This is a genomic window from Paenibacillus sp. J22R232, assembly GCF_056269165.1.
This window is the reverse complement of record NZ_JBWDNK010000026.1, coordinates 1-17,060: the sequence shown is the minus strand read 5'-3', so window position 1 is coordinate 17,060 and position 17,060 is coordinate 1. Positions and strand designations below refer to the sequence as shown.

The following is a 17,060-nucleotide window of genomic DNA, read 5'->3' as shown; positions in this document are numbered from 1 at the left end:
ATTAATTTTACGGAACAAGTACTCGTCCTTGTCGGATCATTCGACAAAGCTTGTTTGATCTTCTATATTATACATGTAATTTACGATATTTCAAAAATCAATCATCACTAATTTTCGACAATTAAATGTCGCCAGCTGCTTATATCCAACTTCTCTCAGTACGGAGTAGGCTTGATCCAAGTATTGGCCCAGCCTTTCAGGCTGATGGGCATCCGATCCTACGGTGAGCGGAATGCCTAACTCAAGCGCATATTCGAGCATCCTGCGGCTTGGAAACATTTCTGCGGCAGGCGTGCGCAGTCCCGATGCGTTAAGCTCAATGGCCATCCCGCTCCGCTTGACCGCTTGAAGCGCCGCATTCTCCAAATGGGTCACATCCTCCTCCGGCTTGAAGCCGAAGCGTTTGATCACGTCAATATGCCCAATGTAATCATAAAAGCCGCTCGCCGCCGCTTTTCCTACAGCTGCGTAATACTGCTCGTAAACCGCCATGCGGTCACGGCCTTCCCATCCTGCCGTTTGCCGGAAATCGGTAATATCCCATTCGCCTAGAAAGTGAACGGAGCCAATGACGTAATCCCAAGGGTAAGCTTTGACGATCGCTTCGATCTGCTCCTCGCAGCCCTCGATAAAATCGCCCTCCAGGCCTACCCGAATGTCGATCTGTCCCTTGTACTTTTCCTTAAGCTCTAGGCACTCCTCTACGTAACGGGGCAGTTCATCCATAGCCATGGCCATCTCTGGATAATAAGATGCAGGATCAACGTGGAGCAGCGGCATATGGTCGGAAAGGCCGAGCTGCACGAGTCCGATCTCTATTCCCTTCCGTACGTATTCCTCCAGCTCGCCTACGGCGTGGCCGCAGCGGGCATGATGGGTATGGTAATCGATAAACATGTGCGTACCGGCCTTTCTATCGCAATTTGGAGATAAGCGGTCGCTATCTCATTTTGTTCGTTGTCTTTTTACCATGGCGGCTATGGATTTCGCTGATTACATCATCAAGCGGCAGCCCTCTCTCGCGAAGCAGCACCATCAAATGGAAAATCAGATCGCCGACTTCGCTTCTCAGTTCGTCGTTATCTTTGTTTTTGGCGGCGATAATGACTTCGGATGCTTCCTCGCCGACCTTCTTCAAAATTTTGTCCACGCCTTTGTCAAACAAATAAGACGTATAAGAGCCCTCAGGGCGTTCTGCATAACGTTCTGCTATCGTGCCTTCCAGCTGCCCCAGCGTGCCGAAGCGGTCCACGGTCGGCGCTGCATTGCTTGTGGAAGCTGCCTTGTTCCCATTCACCTCAACATTGTTGAAGAAGCAGCTGTAGCGGCCCGTATGGCAGGCTGGGCCTTTTTGGTCTACTTTAACCAGAAGCGTGTCGCCATCGCAATCATAAGCCATGGAGATGATACGCTGCGTATGTCCGCTTGTCGCGCCTTTATTCCACAGCTCATTGCGCGATCGGCTCCAGAACCAAGTGACGCCCGATTCTACCGAAAGCTGCAGCGACTCCTTGCTCATGTATGCCATCATAAGCACTTCTTTGCTTTGTGCATCCTGCACGATTGCAGGAACGAGCCCCGCTTCGTCCCATTTAATGCTTGAGCTCAAATCGTTTGAATTGGATTCCGTCATCGTACTTCTACTCCCTTTAACCGCAAATCGTCTTTCACTTCACGGATCGTCATTTCTTTATAGTGGAAAATCGTTGCTGCAAGCGCCGCATCCGCATTAGCTTGCTTGAATACATCGTTGAAATGCTCGATTCTTCCCGCTCCGCCTGAGGCGATAACCGGAATGCCTAGCGAATTCGAAACCGCTTTGGTCAGCTTAATATCGAAGCCATCCTTCGTTCCGTCGGCATCCATGCTCGTCAGCAGAATTTCACCCGCTCCCAGACGTTCTACCTCGCGCGCCCATTCTAAAGCTTTGATGCCCGTTGTTTTGCGGCCGCCATGCGTATAAACTTCCCACTCGCCCCACTCCGCGTTAAACTTTGCGTCAATGGCAACCACAATGCACTGCGATCCGAATTTGCGCGAGCCCTCCTGCACAAGCGCGGGATTAACGACAGCGGCCGTGTTGATTCCGATTTTGTCAGCGCCCGCACGCAGCAGCCGCTTCATGTCATCGACATGGGAGATGCCTCCGCCTACCGTGAACGGAATCGTAATTTCGCCAGCCGTCCGTTTGACGACCTCGATCATCGTTGCGCGGCCTTCCACCGAAGCCGAGATGTCCAAAAAAACAAGCTCATCCGCGCCTTCCTTGTCATAGGTAGCCGCAAGCTCGACGGGATCTCCGGCATCGCGCAGGTTTACGAAGTTCACGCCTTTCACAACGCGGCCATCCTTCACGTCTAGGCATGGAATAATACGCTTTGCCAGCATGTTTCCCTCTCCTTTGTTCCCGTTAAACGGGCTTCATCTATATCGTCCATCAAATAAATAACAAAATTATGACTTCTCGCCTTTCGTTAGCGCAAGAAAGCTTCCTAGCAGCTGCATGCCCAGATCTCCGCTTTTTTCGGGATGGAACTGCATGCCGAAAACGTTGCCGCGGCCGACAATTGCCGTTACTTGCTGGTAATAGTCCGTAGTCGCAAGCAGATCGGAGGCCTGCTCTACCTTCGCATGGAAGGAGTGAACAAAATAGACATGGCCTTCAGCCAAACCGTTGAATAGCGGCGATTGCCCTTGAAGGAAAGACAGCTTGTTCCAGCCCATATGCGGAATTTTGTAATCACCCTCGAAACGCACGACCTTCCCAGGCAAAAGATTCAGTCCTTCATGCAATCCGTATTCCTCGCTTGCAGTGAATAGCAGCTGCATGCCGAGGCAAATGCCCAGCATCGGCTTCCCTGATGCAGCGTATGCTTTCGCCACCTCGTCAAGCTTCGTCTCACGCAGATTCTGCATCGCATCGCCGAAAGCCCCCACGCCCGGCAGGATTGCCCCTGCTGCGGCAGCGATTGTGGCCGGGTCATCGGTAATGACCGCCTCATAGCCCAGACGCTCTACCGCTTTGCTTACGCTGTGCAGATTGCCCATGCCGTAATCGATAATTGCGATCATGCTATAGCACTCCCTTCGTCGAAGGTACTCCTTGCACGCGCGGGTCAATGCTCGTCGCTTCATCCAGCGCACGTCCAAGCGCTTTAAATACCGCCTCGATCATGTGATGCGTGTTTTTGCCGTAGTGCACAATGACATGGAGCGTTATGCGGGACTCTAGCGCCAGCTTCCAAAGAAACTCATGGACAAGCTCCGTAGAGAAGCTGCCTACCTGCGCAGATGGATACTCCGCACGGTATTCGAAATGCGGTCGGTTGCTCACGTCGATAATAACCTGCGCAAGCGCCTCATCCATTGGCACGAATACGCTGGCATAACGCTTGATCCCGCGTTTGTCGCCCAGCGCCTCGCGAAGCGTCTGGCCGATGCAAATGCCGATATCCTCTACCGTGTGGTGATCGTCTATGTCGATATCTCCGCGTGCTTCGAGCTCCAGGTTGAACTGGCCATGCTTTGTAAACAAATCAAGCATATGGTTCAGGAACGGCACGTCCGTTTCGATTTTCGTTTCTCCCGTTCCGTCTACTGCAAATGTAAGCTTAATATCCGTCTCATTCGTCTTGCGTGCTACCGATGCTTCGCGTACCCGATTTTCTGACACTTTCATTCCTTCTTCCTGCGTTAGGTTTAGTTTAGATGTTGATTTAAGTATTTTGTTCGATGTTAAGTTAGCTTGCAGGTGCTATGTTTTAGCTTGTGTAGTAGAAACCGTTTGATAATAGCTTTCTGATGCTACATTGCAGATTTTGAACAGAAACGATTTTACTGCTACTATTCGAGGCTACATTGCAGTTTGTGCAATAGAATTCACTTCTCTTTTAGCTTTCTGGAGCTACGTTGCAGTTTGTGCAATAGAATTCACTATTTCTGCTGGTTTCCTGCTTTAGAGTTCGTTTCTATTGCAGTAAATGCAATGTAGTTCCTTAAACTCATGTCATGTCAGGTTTTCATTGCACTTTCTGCAACGTAACTAATAGTGCAAAATCATTCACTATGGTCGAGTTTCAAGAAAATGATTGTGAACTAGTGACCACTTTGCTAATAACTTTCCTTTACTACGTTGCAGTTTGTGCAATAGAAACCACTTTGTTGCTACCATTAGAATGCTACGCTGCAGTTTGTGCAGTAGAAACCAGTTTGTTGCTAGCCTTCGAGTGCTACATTGCAGTTTGTGCAATAGAATTCACTATTTCTGCTGGTTTCCTGCTTTAGAGTTCGTTTCTATTGCAGTAAATGCAATGTAGCTCCTTAAACTCCATGTCATGTCAGGTTTTCATTGTACTTTCTGCAACGTAACTAATAGTGCAAAGTCATTCACTATGGTCGGATTTTAAGTAAATGCTACTAAAGTACATGTACCACTAAAGTCAATTGCAAGCACCGTACAAGTCTAGGTGCATGCACAAGTCAAACATCATCTAGTTAAGTACCCCATTCACTAACAAGCCCGCACATTTAATAACGGTGAGACGGTGCCACAGGGATCTATCTCATAAGCTGCTCCCCATCATACGTCCGAGGAAGTATGCATTAATTGATGACTGACTTATTGTTTATTATTCGCGCTCTTTCTCTAAACGAATCTCAATGGCGCGAGCGTGTCCCTCAAGTCCTTCATGGCGCGCCAGAGTCATGATTTTCTCGCCATTGGCTAAGAGCGCTTGCTTGCTGTAATAGATAAGGCTCGATTTCTTCAAAAAGTCATCCACATTCACTGGGGAAGAGAACCGGGCTGTACCGTTCGTCGGGATGATGTGATTCGGTCCTGCAAAATAATCCCCAACCGGCTCCGAGCTATATGGCCCGAGGAAAATCGCCCCTGCGTTCTGGATATAGCCAAGTAGGCGCATAGGATCAACCGTCAGCACCTCAAGATGCTCGGGCGCTAGCTGATTGACGACGTCGATACCTGCTTCCAGCGAATCGACGAGCAGCACGGCGCCATAGCTGTCTATTGAGCTGCGCGCGATGTCCTGGCGCGGCAGCGTGGAAAGCTGACGCTCCACTTCCGCGGCAACGGCCTCAGCAAGCTGCTGCGACGGCGTAACGAGTATCGCCGACGCCATCTCATCGTGCTCGGCCTGCGACAACAGATCCGCGGCTACGTACGCAGGATCGGCTGAATCGTCGGCAAGCACGACGATTTCACTTGGCCCGGCGATGCTATCGATATCGACGGCACCGAATACGGCGCGCTTAGCCAGCGCCACGTAAATGTTGCCCGGTCCGCATATTTTATCGACCGGAGCAATGCTGGCCGTGCCGTACGCAAGCGCGGCAATGGCCTGAGCCCCGCCGACCCGGTACATCTCCTTGACGCCGGCCTCCGCGGCGGCAACGAGAATATACGGGTCGATACCTGCAGTGCCGCCGGTTGCAGGCGGCGTCACCATGACAATCTCCGGCACGCCGGCTACCTGTGCCGGAATCACATTCATCAGCACGGACGACGGATAAGCCGCCTTGCCTCCGGGCACGTATACGCCGACCCGCTTCAGCGGTCGCATGATCTGCCCGAGCAGCGTTCCGTCCTGCTGCAGGTCCATCCACGAGGTCCGCATTTGCTTCTCGTGGAACACCCGCACATTCACGGCCGCTTCGCGAATCGCCGCAAGGAAGTCGGCGTCGACCTTCGCGTACGCCGACTGAATCTCCTCCTGCGTCACGCGCAGCGATGCCGCGTCCAGCTTAACCCGGTCATGCTGCTCCGTATACCTCAGCAGCGCTGCATCCCCCTCGGCCTTTACGTCTGCGACGATCCTCAAGGCCGATTCATTTTGCTCAGGAGTTCCATACTCCACTTCGCGCTTCAATCCAAACTCCTCTGCACGCATAATACGCATATTATCCACTCCTTCCTCTTACTCTCATACGACTTCATTGCCTAATATTGCTTAGGGCGCCAAGCTCACACTTCACTCTTCTACGCTCAAAGCCCTATATTGCTCATAGCGCCAAGCTCGCACTTCATTTTTCTTAGGCTCAAAGCTCGATATCACTCACAGCGCCAAGCTCGCACTTCACTCTTCTACGCTCAAAGCTCGATATCACTCACAGCGCCAAGCTCACACTTCACTTTTCTTACGCTCAAAGCTCGATATCACTCGCAGCGCCAAGCTCGCACTTCACTCTTCTACGCTCATCAAAGCCCTATATTGCTCACAGCGCCAAGCTCGCACTTCACTCTTCTACGCTCAAAGCTCGATATCACTCGCAGCGCCAAGCTCACACTTCACTCTTCTTACGCTCAAAGCCCTATATTGCTCATAACGCCAAGCTCGCACTTCACTCTTCTTACGCTCAAAGCTCGATATCACTCGCAGCGCCAAGCTCGCACTTCTCGCTTCCACGCTCATCAAAGCCCTATATTGCTCATAGCGCCAAGCCCGCACTTCACTCTTCTTACGCACAAAGCCTTATATTCCTCATAGCGCCTAATACTCGCTTATTCCCGTTTAGCCAACGTCGCCTGCAGGCGATCGCACAAGCCTTGAATCACTTCGTTTTTCATCCGGTAGCTTACCCGGTTCGCAATCAAGCGGCTAGTGATGCCGAAGATGGATTCCATCTCCACAAGCCCGTTTTCACGAAGCGTTTGGCCCGTTTCCACCATATCGACTATGCGATCGGCAAGGCCGATCATCGGTGCCAGCTCAATCGAGCCATTCAGCTTAATGACCTCTACCTGCTGCCCAAGCTCCCTGAAATACGCAGAAGCTACGCTTGGATACTTGGTCGCAACGCGAGGATTCATGGTTGGCTTCCAATCTGGCAAACCGATCACGGACATCCGGCACTTGGCGATTCCCAGATCAAGCAGCTCGTAAACGTCCTTATTTTCTTCCATTAGCACATCCTTGCCGACGATGCCGATATCCGCCACGCCGTATTCGACATAGGTTGGAACGTCCACCGGCTTCGCCATGATGAATTCCATTCCCACCTCAGGTAGCTCAATAATCAGCTTGCGAGTGTCGTCGAAGTCGCTCGGGATCGGCAATCCGGCTTCACGGAACAGCTTCGATGCCACCTTATAGATCCGGCCCTTCGGCATCGCCACCTTCAAAATATCCTTTGTCTGTCCGCTCATGTGGCGCTGCCTCCTTTAATTCCGTTTCCGTCATACGACAGCAATGCTGTGTACGCTACGCCTTTATAGGTGAAAGAGTTCTGTTTCAGGCTCCTTGCTTGATCCAATGCGCTGCTTGCTTCATTTAAACGTTCCGTTACGACGTTAACGCCCTCTGCACGCAGCTCCTGCGCTTTGACAAGCGCTTCTCCGCGGCCGTCCGAGTTGTAGACTACGAGCGTCCGCTCAATCTCATTCTCTGCTTTGTCTCCAAGCAGCTCCAGAATACGCGTCGTCTTAAGAGCAAAGCCCGTTGCAGGAGCCGGTCTGCCGAACTGAGCAAGCAGATTGTCGTAACGGCCGCCGCTTACGACTGGGAATCCCAAATCCGCGGCATAACCTTCAAAGGTCATACCCGTATAATAAGAAAAATCACCAATCATCGTCAGGTCGATAAGCACATGCTCACACACGCCGTACGCCTTCAAAACATCCCAAATCTCGCACAAATGGCTAATAGATGCGCGAGCGTGCTCATCTACATTAAGCTGCAGCGCCTGCTCGCATATTTCCTGACCGCCGCGCAGCCGCAGCACGCCTTCAAGCTCTTGCTGCACCGTCTCTTCGAGAGCAAGCTTGCGCAGCTGTTCCCGATAACCTACAAAGTCCCGTCCAAGCAAGCAGCCCTTCAGCTGCTCTTGGGCATCCTTGCGTCCTGGAAGCGACTCCTCCATTAAACCGTTAAGAAAACCGACATGCCCGATCGCAATTTTGAAACGATCCACGCCAGCAGCCTTAAGCGAAGCGATAGCCAGTGCGACGACCTCTGCATCTGCCTCCGCCGAAGAATCGCCCACAAGCTCCACGCCCGTTTGAAAAAACTCCGCCTCACGGCCAGCTTCCTCTTCGATGGCCCGGAACACATTCGAATGGTAAGACAAGCGTTGCGGGAAATCCGCTTGTTTCAATAAGGATGACACGACGCGAGCGATCGGCGCCGTCATATCGGAGCGTAAAACAAGTGTCGTACCACGGTTATTAAGAAGCTTGAACAGCTTCTGATCCGAGGTCGAGCTTGCAACACCTACCGTATCGTAATATTCCATCGTTGGCGTTATAATCTGCTCGTAGCCCCAGCTCTGCATGCAGGCCAGTACGTCACGTTCAATATGGCGCAGCTTAGCAACTGCGCCTGGTAAATAATCTTTAACGCCTATCGGCTTCTCGAACACTTTTGGTTTAGACATATAAGTTCACCTTCGTTTACTTTAGTAGTTTAAAGCGATACCATGTTACCATGCTAACAAATTAAAGGGTCTAGTCGTAATATTAGCATGAATGACTTATTTCCGTCAACCGGATAAGGGCAATGTAATCCCCCAAAAATAAAGCCTCGTCCGGCTGCGAGACGAGCTCGCGCGGACGAAGCTTTTCAAGGCTCATTAGTTCAATAAATTGCGCGCACTCTCGTCATAATCGCTCGGCATTACGATATCATTCCGTTTGATCTCACGCATCGGATTGCCTCCTACAAACGCATAAGCAGGGACATCCTTATGAACGACAGAGCCTGCCGCCACCACTGCGTGATCGCCGATCGTAACGCCTGGCAATATCGTCGTATTGGCGCCTATCATCACATGGGAGCCGATGGAAACATTGCCCAAGCGGTATTCCTTGATCAAATACTCATGAGTCAGAATTGTTGTATTATATCCGATAATTGTATTATTGCCAACCGATATGCGTTCTGGGAAGAAAACATCTACCATAACCATCAACGCAAAAGCGGTATGCTCGCCAACTTTCATACCGAGCACTCGGCGGTAAATCCAATTTTTAAGGGGAAGGACGGGGCAATATCGCGCGAGCTGGATAAAGATAAAGTTACGAACCGATTTAATTCGGCTTACTGTCGTATACACCTGCCACAGCGCGTTTGGTCCTTCCACTGGATACCGATCAACTTTGCGCAAGCGTCTCCCGCTCCATTCCTGCATATGAATAAAGATCGCGCATGTCATGGATGACAGCATGCGCGCCTGCTTCCTTCAGCTTCTGCTCGCCTTTCAATGACCAAGCTACTCCTATCGCCAGAGCACCCGCAGCAAGAGCAGATTCGATGTCTACGGTGCTGTCGCCTACCATCATGGTAGTCGCAGGATCGGCACCGAGCAAACCAATAGCCTTGCTGACTGGTTCTGCATGCGGCTTCGGATTAACGACATCGTCGATTGTGACGATGGCATCCACATAGTCATACAAGCCAACGTATTTCAAGCCGCGCTCTGTCGTTAACCTCATTTTGGTCGTAACGACGCCAATTTGAATCCCTTGTTTATGCAAACGCTCAATGACCTCGTTCACATAGGAGAATGGCTTCACATATTCATCATGAAGCCGCAAATTCACCTCACGGTAAGCTGCTACTAAATGAGTAACATCATCTAAGCCCGAAAAAAGCTTCATCTGGTCGGTTAGCGGTTGACCCATGCTTGGAATAATATGCTCCCTGCCGAAGCCTTCAGCCGTTATGCCCTGCAGTGATTCTATGAACGAGCGGATGATGAGCTCATTGGTGTCGATAATGGTGCCGTCCAGATCGAACAGCATCGTTTTGATCATGCTCGTCATGTTAATGCCTCCTTGAATTACGCTTAAGGTTTACTGTCGTCATTTTCTTTTTTAGCACCTGTAGAATCGGCAATGCTTGAGATCGTTGCGTCATTGCCACCGTTGCGCTCTGGTTTGCTTGTGGTAACCGGATCGAGATAATAAGCGGAAGCATAACCTTTCTTCCTCCGTATAATGATGAATAGGACAGCTCCTACAATAAGAATCAAAGCAAGTGCCTGCGAAATTCTAATATTTCCATAAGCCGGATCCAGATAACCCTGTTTGAATAAGACTTCCATCGGCGTCCATAGTCCATTGATAAACGAAGCAAGCCATGATGGCCCTCTAAATGCCAAGCTGTCGGTACGAAGCGCTTCAATGAAGAAACGGCCGATGGAATACCAGATGAAGTACGTAGCTGTCAGCTCGCCCGCGCGCAAAAACCGTTGACGGCGCAAAACGAACAACACAATAAGCCCGACCAAGCTCCATATGGATTCATATAAAAACGCAGGATGACGATATACGCCTTCAACGAGCATTTGATCTACGATAAAAGATGGCAGATGAAGCGTATTACGCAGGAAGTCTTCACTTACCTCACCACCGTAAGCCTCTTGGTTCATGAAGTTGCCCCAGCGTCCGATCATTTGTCCGACAAGCATGCCCGGAATCGTGATATCGACAAGTCGCCAGAACTTGTAGCCTTTGTAGCGGAAATAAAAGAAGCCGCAAATAAAGGCTCCGATAATGGCTCCGTAGATGGCGATTCCGCCATTCCAAATTTTAAAGACGTCAATCAAATTGCCTTTGTAATCATCCCATTTGAACGCTACGTAATAAATCCGTGCGCCAATGATCGCAGAGGGAACGCCTAGAAGCAGCAGATCCATAAACAGATCAGGTTTAATGCCGAAGCGCTTGCCTTCTTGCACGGCGAGCAGCAACCCAACGAGAGCTGCTGTTCCTAGAATAATGCCGTACCAATGCACTTCAATTGATCCTAGGCTGAAGGCGATTGGATTCAATAACAATGTCTTCATTCTTTTATATCCCCTTTAGGTTCAATCATATTCATCCATATCGTCGGCAATCGTTTCCGTTAGTTTATTCGTGAACTGCAGCGCGGCATTGTAGCCCATCCGTTTCAGCCGGAAATTCATGGCTGCTACCTCGATAATAACCGCTAAGTTCCGTCCGGGACGTACGGGTACCGTCACAAGCGGGACATCGGTGTCGATAATGCGAGTTGTTTCCTCGTCTAGGCCTAAGCGGTCATATTGCTTGTCCTGCTGCCAGTTTTCCAGCTTGATGACAAGGCCAATGCGCTTCTGCGTCCGTACCGCGCCTGCTCCGAATAAAGTCATGACATTAATGATGCCGAGGCCTCTAATCTCAAGCAGATGCCTGATAAGCTCCGGTGCACTGCCATGCAGCTGTGAGTCGGAGGTTTGCATGAGCTCTACCGCATCATCAGCGACCAGGCGATGTCCGCGTTTAACAAGCTCCAGCGCCGTTTCACTTTTACCGATGCCGCTACCGCCCGTAATAAGCATGCCTACGCCATATACGTCAACAAGCACTCCGTGGATAGTAGCCGTGGGCGCTAGCTTTCTTTCGAGAAAATCCGTGATTCGGCTTGAGAGAATAGTTGTCGCAATCTGGCTGCGGAGGAGCGGAATTTGAATTTCGTTGCATTGTTCTACGAGCTCGTGAGGCGCTTCTAGTCCTCTAGTCAGGATGATGCAAGGCGTATCCTCGTTACAAAGCCGAACCATTCGGTCTTTCCGCTCTTCGCTTCCAAGCATATTCAAAAACGAGATTTCCGTCCTGCCCAGCAGCTGAACGCGCTCACTCGGATGGTAATGGAAATAACCAGCCATTTCTAGACCCGGGCGATATAAATCATCTACCGTGATTGCACGCTTCATCCCATCCTCGCCAGCAATAATTTCAAGCTGAAACTGCTTGACGAGCTCAGATACTTTCACTTTCTTCGGCATCGCTCTAGCCTCCCTCATATGACAACTGCGTAAGTGTATGTATGCTTTTTTCCAATGTCTTCATCGTAAAGGAAAACGTCTTCGAACGCAACGTTTGCTCCGCTTGCCTGCGCCGATTTCTAGCAAGACAAAAAAAAGAACAGCCGGATAGTCCGACCGTTCTTTCTCCATACTATTTATTAAGCTTCGAAAATGTTAAGTTCAGTAGCTTTGTCGAACAAATGTACTTTGTTCATGTCAAGCGCAAGCTTAACGCTTGTGCCGTCACGTAGACCAGAGCGGCCGTCTACACGAGCGATAACCGTGTCAGTGCCGATACCGTTCAGGTATAGGTACATTTCGTGACCAAGGTTTTCTGCAACTTCCACGTTCGCGTTAACGATCGTTTGCGGAGAAGCTTCAAGGAAAACTGGCTCTTCATGAAGATCCTCTGGACGAATACCCAGAACGACTTCTTTGCCGATGTAACCTTTTGAGCGAAGCGATGCCGCTTTGCCTTCAGGAACAACTACGTCTACGCCGCTTGCTTTGAAGCGAAGCGCGCCGCCTTGTTCTGTCAGGGAACCACTGATGAAGTTCATCGAAGGAGCGCCGATAAAGCCCGCTACGAAGATGTTTACTGGGTGGTTGTAAAGCTCTTCTGGAGAAGCCGTTTGTTGAATGAAACCGTCTTTCATAACAACGATACGGTCACCCATTGTCATTGCTTCGATTTGGTCATGCGTTACATAGATTGTTGTTGTTTCAAGACGTTTTGTAAGCTTGCTGATTTCCGCGCGCATTTGTCCACGAAGTTTCGCGTCCAAGTTGGAAAGCGGCTCATCCATCAAGAATACTTGCGGCTCACGAACGATTGCGCGCCCTAGAGCGACACGTTGACGTTGACCACCGGAAAGCGCTTTTGGCTTACGGTCAAGCAAATGCTCGATATCTAGAATTTTAGCAGCTTCACGAACGCGTTTGTCGATGTCTGCTTTTTTGAATTTACGAAGTTTAAGGCCGAAGGCCATGTTTTGGTATACGTTCATGTGCGGGTACAACGCGTAGGATTGGAATACCATCGCGATGTCGCGGTCTTTAGGAGCAACGTCATTCACAAGGCGGTCGCCGATGAACAATTTGCCTTCCGAAATTTCTTCAAGGCCTGCAATCATACGAAGAGTTGTCGATTTACCGCAACCTGATGGTCCGACCAATACGAGAAACTCTTTGTCTTTAATATCTAAGTTAACGTCAGTAACCGATGCTTTGTCAGTACCCGGGTATTTTTTGTAAATGCCTTCTAAACGTACGCCTGCCATGATAATTTTCCCCCTAGAAAGAAATTTCGATATGCCTATATCTTATCCCACCGAGGAGCTTGTGACTATGCACATACTTTACAAAAAAACTAATTTCTTTTCGTAACTTTGTACAATAGCAATATAATTTTGACTAGAACGGCATCTCTGAACTGTCGCACATCGAGTCCCGTTTCCTGTTTAAGCTTATCCAAGCGATATAATAACGTATTGCGGTGAATGTATAATTTCTTAGCCGTTTCACTGACATTGCAATCGAGCGTAAAAAATGTCTCAAGCGTGCTCAGCATTTCAGACTCCACGAACAAATCTGCTCTTTTTAGAGACTGCTCCAAATATTTGGCGCGCTGAAGCTCAGGGATCGCATTCAATAAGCGCTCCAGCTGCAGCATCCATGGCAAATGAATGTTCCTGCCTACATGGAATTTTCGGCCTAGATTAATCGTTTCCCTTAACAGCATTGTCGTTTCAATGATGCCTTTAGCCGGAGACGCCGGGTGGGCGACAGCTAAATGGCATTCTCCGATCCACTCGCTGGCAAGCATCTCATGCAGCCCAAAACCGATTGAAGCGAGACTCTCCTCAAGGGATTCCTCCTCCTGCTCCTCGAAAGCGTCAGAATCCTCGTCTCTTAGCAATGACATAGAACCCCAAATAAGCCATTCCTGGCTTTTAAGCGGAATCAGTAAAATGTCATCCGACATAAAGGAGCGAAGCAGCTTCTCCAGATCGGCATAAGTAGCTTGCTGCGTGCCAGGCTGCTCGGTAACGAGCAAAAAAGGAATCATCTCATTAAACAGCCGGCTGCCAACCGTTAAATGATCGGGTAGTGAATAAGCAGGTTCATCTGCTTCCAATTGCTTTTGAATCCATTCGCTAAGCTTGATTGCCTGTCTTTCCGTCTCCGAGAGCGCCGCGCTTCTCTTCTCAGCCACCGTTCCCCTATTCAACTGCAATGTCCAGCTAATCAGTTCCTTCTCCGTAGCTTGAAGCGCAGAGCCTTCCAATTCAAGCAGGTTTACCTCATATTCATTAGATGAAATAACGATCCACGTTTTATTATCCTTCTCTACGCGCTGGCCTTCTATGGGTGAAGGTGCCGAGTGCTCGCCTAACCACAGCTCGTCAGCGTTGCTTATTAGATCATTCCACTCCGCTATCGATCTCGAAACAGCATGTACCGGACAGTTCAAAATGTGCTCCAGTGGCTTCAACCAGTCTGTCGTGCTCATTTCTCTATCTCCAATCTCCACAAGCGTTAGCGGCTATGCGGCATCCCCATGATGCAGGAAGCCGCGCGAATGATGATTAGCAGCTCCATATAAGCGGATTAATGTAAAAAAGCTTTTTCAACATTTCGTTAGAATATCGCTTTTTTCCGTCATTGTACCACATAGGCTTGTTTAATTCAGCTTATCGCAAGTAAAAGAATGATGGAGAGCAGCGCAAACAGCGCCGCGATCAAATAAAGGAATGAAACAGTCTGCACCTGGCTGAGTCCCCATTTCATTAAAAGGTGATGCGTATGCAGCTTATCTGCACGGTGCAGGCCTTTACCGCTTATAAGTCTCCGCATCATGACGTAAATCGTATCGAATATAGGCAGGCCAAGCGCAAGAAGCGGAACAAGGAGCGTAATGAAGGTCGCTTTTTTAAACGTACCGTCTACCGCGATAACCGCTAACGTGAATCCCAGAAAGGTGGCGCCCGCATCGCCCATGAATATTCGCGCCGGATAGAAATTATGTACAAGAAAGCCAAAGCAGGCTCCCGCCACAATGATGGCAAGAATGGCTGTGCTGGGCTGTCCTTTAATTAGAGCAACAATCAACAGCGTAAGCGCTGATAGCGTGCACACTCCTGAAGCAAGACCATCAACACCATCGATAAAATTAATCATATTGATTAAAGCGAATACCCATATCATCGTTGTCAGCCAAGACAGCCAATCCGGAAAGGAAACAAACAAACCTGTAAATGGATTTGCAATTCCTGCGATATGGATATGAAATAAAGTCGGAATCGACGCTGCACCCAAATAAAGGATGACGCGTGGCCATACGGGGAACTCTTTTCCTTTCGCTTTTGAGGCATCATCAAGAAGACCTACAATGACAAGGACAGTACCTCCAGAGACAATGGTCCATGTTAGCGGGGTAAATCCAATGCATGCAAACATGGCAATCACGCAGCCAACGAAAATAGCCGCTCCACCCATAAGTGGAATCGGCTTATTATGTATTTTCCTTTGAGTAGGACGGTCAACAAAGCCCAGGCGCAGCGCAAGAATCCGAAGCGGTGGTACGCTTGCAAACACAATCGCAAAGCTAATAAAAGCCGCTATTCCGTATATCATTGCAACTACCCCTTTATCTATAATTTGAATCCGTATATACATTGTTCCCTTATACCGATAAAATACAAGAAACCGTTTTTTGTCCGTTTGACCGTTGCCCGCATTCGTGATAGAATTTATCCAAAGTTTACTTATCGGATTAATGTATTTTAATATTGAACTTATCAAAGAGGAGCCTACCTATGCCGAACATTGTTATTATCTCCGGAAGTCCGAATGCTTCATCACGTTTGAACGGAATTACCCAGTACGTCGAACGGCAACTCAAAGAACACAACCTGACAGTCGATACGATTACCGTTGTATCCCTGCCGGCTGAGGATCTTATTCATGCCCGTTTCGGCAGCCCAGCCATTGTGGAGGCGAACCAGCTTGTTGCAAATGCAGATGCTGTTATTATCGCAAGTCCCGTATATAAGGCATCATTTACAGGCGTTCTAAAAACGTTCCTGGATCTTCTTCCTCAAAAAGGTCTCGATAACAAAATTATTGCTCCGCTGTTTATTGGCGGCACGATCGCGCATCTTCTCTCTATTGACTATTCCCTTAAGCCCGTGCTTGCATCCATGGGCGCCAAAATTTATGTTAGCGGCGTATACGCTGTTGATTCGCAAATCAACCGTACGCAGGAGCCGAATGAAGCCCCCGTATTCGAGATTAATGAAGAGCTAACGCTGCGTCTTAATGAAACAGTAAACGAGTTGGCACGCGAGCTTGAGCTTCGTCATAAATAAATCATTGATCGGCATAAATGTATGATTGCATGACAAAAGGTGGACACCCAGCAGGCTTAATCGCCTCGGTGTCCACCTTTTTCGGCTATGAAATCAAAAAAACCGAAGATCATAAGATCATCGGTTGCGATGGTTGTTTTAAAAAAATGGTGAGTCATGTAGGATTCGAACCTACGACACCCTGATTAAAAGTCAGGTGCTCTACCAACTGAGCTAATGACTCATGATGTAAAAAAACTGGTGGAGGATGATGGATTCGAACCACCGAACTCGAAGAGAGCAGATTTACAGTCTGCCGTGTTTAGCCACTTCACTAATCCTCCATGCTATTCATTATTTCCCGTTAAACGGAAAATAAAGTGGTGGCTCGGGACGGAATCGAACCGCCGACACGAGGATTTTCAGTCCTCTGCTCTACCGACTGAGCTACCGAGCCTTACTTTAAAGAAAAATGGCGGAGCTGACGGGATTCGAACCCGCGGTCTCCTGCGTGACAGGCAGGCATGTTGGGCCACTACACCACAGCTCCAAGTGGATTCGGTCTCGAACCGAATAAGTAAATATGGTGGAGGATGACGGGATCGAACCGCCGACCCTCTGCTTGTAAGGCAGATGCTCTCCCAGCTGAGCTAATCCTCCATATATTACGGTAAAAAGGTAATGGTAGCGGCGAAGGGGATCGAACCCCCGACCTCACGGGTATGAACCGTACGCTCTAGCCAGCTGAGCTACACCGCCACGCTTGTCCCCCGAATCATTGTCGATGCAGCGCTCGGGGACGCTTGCAAAGTCAGAACATTACGCCCTGAAAACTGGATACGAAAGATCAGGTTTGCTGAACCTTTACTGCTGCTGTCTACCGGATGTATGGGTCACGGCAAACGTGTTTAGGATAAGCCCTCGACCGAT

At 49.3% G+C, this 17,060-nt stretch carries 17 protein-coding genes and 6 tRNA genes; 1 reads left to right on the top strand and 22 read right to left on the bottom strand.

Annotated features, from left to right (window positions below):
* Positions 1 to 90: 90 nt before the first annotated feature.
* From hisJ to AC0YN3_RS31875, 16 genes are all read right to left on the bottom strand, one after another.
* On the bottom strand, positions 91 to 897 hold the full coding sequence (hisJ, locus tag AC0YN3_RS31950; protein ID WP_475778875.1) for a histidinol-phosphatase HisJ: 807 nt from the start codon (positions 895 to 897) through the stop codon (positions 91 to 93).
* Positions 898 to 940: 43 nt separating this feature from the next.
* Positions 941 to 1,633 (bottom strand): bifunctional phosphoribosyl-AMP cyclohydrolase/phosphoribosyl-ATP diphosphatase HisIE, encoded by a 693-nt coding sequence (gene hisIE, locus AC0YN3_RS31945; RefSeq protein ID WP_475778874.1) that lies wholly within the window; start codon positions 1,631 to 1,633, stop codon positions 941 to 943.
* Positions 1,630 to 2,388, bottom strand: coding sequence for an imidazole glycerol phosphate synthase subunit HisF (gene hisF / locus AC0YN3_RS31940; RefSeq protein ID WP_475778873.1), 759 nt, complete (start codon positions 2,386 to 2,388; stop codon positions 1,630 to 1,632). Before hisF ends, hisIE begins: the two co-directional genes overlap by 4 nt.
* Positions 2,389 to 2,454: 66 nt before the next feature.
* Positions 2,455 to 3,072, bottom strand: a complete 618-nt coding sequence (hisH, locus tag AC0YN3_RS31935) for an imidazole glycerol phosphate synthase subunit HisH (protein ID WP_475778872.1) — start codon at positions 3,070 to 3,072, stop codon at positions 2,455 to 2,457.
* A 1-nt stretch (position 3,073) separates the two neighbouring features.
* Positions 3,074 to 3,679, bottom strand: a complete 606-nt coding sequence (gene hisB / locus AC0YN3_RS31930; RefSeq protein ID WP_183570751.1) for an imidazoleglycerol-phosphate dehydratase HisB — start codon at positions 3,677 to 3,679, stop codon at positions 3,074 to 3,076.
* A gap of 949 nt (positions 3,680 to 4,628) precedes the next feature.
* On the bottom strand, positions 4,629 to 5,915 hold the full coding sequence (gene hisD, locus AC0YN3_RS31925) for a histidinol dehydrogenase (protein WP_475778871.1): 1,287 nt from the start codon (positions 5,913 to 5,915) through the stop codon (positions 4,629 to 4,631).
* Positions 5,916 to 6,266: 351 nt separating this feature from the next.
* Positions 6,267 to 6,482, bottom strand: coding sequence for a hypothetical protein (locus tag AC0YN3_RS31920; RefSeq protein ID WP_475778870.1), 216 nt, complete (start codon positions 6,480 to 6,482; stop codon positions 6,267 to 6,269).
* A 35-nt stretch (positions 6,483 to 6,517) separates the two neighbouring features.
* Positions 6,518 to 7,162, bottom strand: a complete 645-nt coding sequence (gene hisG / locus AC0YN3_RS31915; RefSeq protein WP_475778869.1) for an ATP phosphoribosyltransferase — start codon at positions 7,160 to 7,162, stop codon at positions 6,518 to 6,520.
* Complete coding sequence (locus tag AC0YN3_RS31910; RefSeq protein ID WP_475778868.1) at positions 7,159 to 8,388, bottom strand: ATP phosphoribosyltransferase regulatory subunit; 1,230 nt, start codon at positions 8,386 to 8,388, stop codon at positions 7,159 to 7,161. The genes hisG and AC0YN3_RS31910 overlap by 4 nt, the downstream gene beginning before the upstream one ends.
* Before the next feature lie 195 nt (positions 8,389 to 8,583).
* Positions 8,584 to 9,117 (bottom strand): acyltransferase, encoded by a 534-nt coding sequence (locus AC0YN3_RS31905; protein ID WP_475778867.1) that lies wholly within the window; start codon positions 9,115 to 9,117, stop codon positions 8,584 to 8,586.
* Complete coding sequence (ppaX, locus tag AC0YN3_RS31900; protein ID WP_475778866.1) at positions 9,104 to 9,775, bottom strand: pyrophosphatase PpaX; 672 nt, start codon at positions 9,773 to 9,775, stop codon at positions 9,104 to 9,106. The genes AC0YN3_RS31905 and ppaX overlap by 14 nt, the downstream gene beginning before the upstream one ends.
* A gap of 23 nt (positions 9,776 to 9,798) precedes the next feature.
* Entirely contained in the window at positions 9,799 to 10,800 is a 1,002-nt protein-coding gene (gene lgt / locus AC0YN3_RS31895) for a prolipoprotein diacylglyceryl transferase (RefSeq protein WP_475778865.1), read from the bottom strand.
* Positions 10,801 to 10,821: 21 nt separating this feature from the next.
* Positions 10,822 to 11,760, bottom strand: a complete 939-nt coding sequence (gene hprK, locus AC0YN3_RS31890; RefSeq protein WP_475778864.1) for an HPr(Ser) kinase/phosphatase — start codon at positions 11,758 to 11,760, stop codon at positions 10,822 to 10,824.
* Positions 11,761 to 11,939: 179 nt separating this feature from the next.
* A complete protein-coding gene (locus AC0YN3_RS31885; RefSeq protein ID WP_183570767.1) occupies positions 11,940 to 13,061 on the bottom strand; it encodes an ABC transporter ATP-binding protein in 1,122 nt (373 codons plus the stop codon).
* An 89-nt stretch (positions 13,062 to 13,150) separates the two neighbouring features.
* On the bottom strand, positions 13,151 to 14,293 hold the full coding sequence (locus tag AC0YN3_RS31880; protein ID WP_475778863.1) for a PucR family transcriptional regulator: 1,143 nt from the start codon (positions 14,291 to 14,293) through the stop codon (positions 13,151 to 13,153).
* A gap of 176 nt (positions 14,294 to 14,469) precedes the next feature.
* Entirely contained in the window at positions 14,470 to 15,417 is a 948-nt protein-coding gene (locus AC0YN3_RS31875; protein ID WP_475778862.1) for a glycosyltransferase family 4 protein, read from the bottom strand.
* Positions 15,418 to 15,599: 182 nt separating this feature from the next.
* On the opposite strand from AC0YN3_RS31875, the gene ssuE reads away from it, so the two are divergent.
* Positions 15,600 to 16,151, top strand: coding sequence for an NADPH-dependent FMN reductase (ssuE, locus tag AC0YN3_RS31870; protein WP_475778861.1), 552 nt, complete (start codon positions 15,600 to 15,602; stop codon positions 16,149 to 16,151).
* 147 nt (positions 16,152 to 16,298) lie between these two features.
* On the opposite strand, the gene AC0YN3_RS31865 is transcribed toward ssuE, so the two are convergent.
* The 6 genes from AC0YN3_RS31865 to AC0YN3_RS31840 all read right to left on the bottom strand — a co-directional run bounded on the left by AC0YN3_RS31865 (position 16,299) and on the right by AC0YN3_RS31840 (position 16,889).
* A tRNA-Lys gene (locus AC0YN3_RS31865) sits at positions 16,299 to 16,374 on the bottom strand.
* Between the two features lie 15 nt (positions 16,375 to 16,389).
* Positions 16,390 to 16,474, bottom strand: a tRNA-Tyr gene (locus AC0YN3_RS31860).
* A gap of 37 nt (positions 16,475 to 16,511) precedes the next feature.
* Positions 16,512 to 16,587: transfer RNA gene (locus tag AC0YN3_RS31855), tRNA-Phe, on the bottom strand.
* A gap of 16 nt (positions 16,588 to 16,603) precedes the next feature.
* A tRNA-Asp gene (locus tag AC0YN3_RS31850) sits at positions 16,604 to 16,680 on the bottom strand.
* Positions 16,681 to 16,714: 34 nt separating this feature from the next.
* Positions 16,715 to 16,790, bottom strand: a tRNA-Val gene (locus AC0YN3_RS31845).
* Between the two features lie 22 nt (positions 16,791 to 16,812).
* Positions 16,813 to 16,889 (bottom strand) — tRNA-Met (locus AC0YN3_RS31840).
* Positions 16,890 to 17,060: the final 171 nt, after the last annotated feature.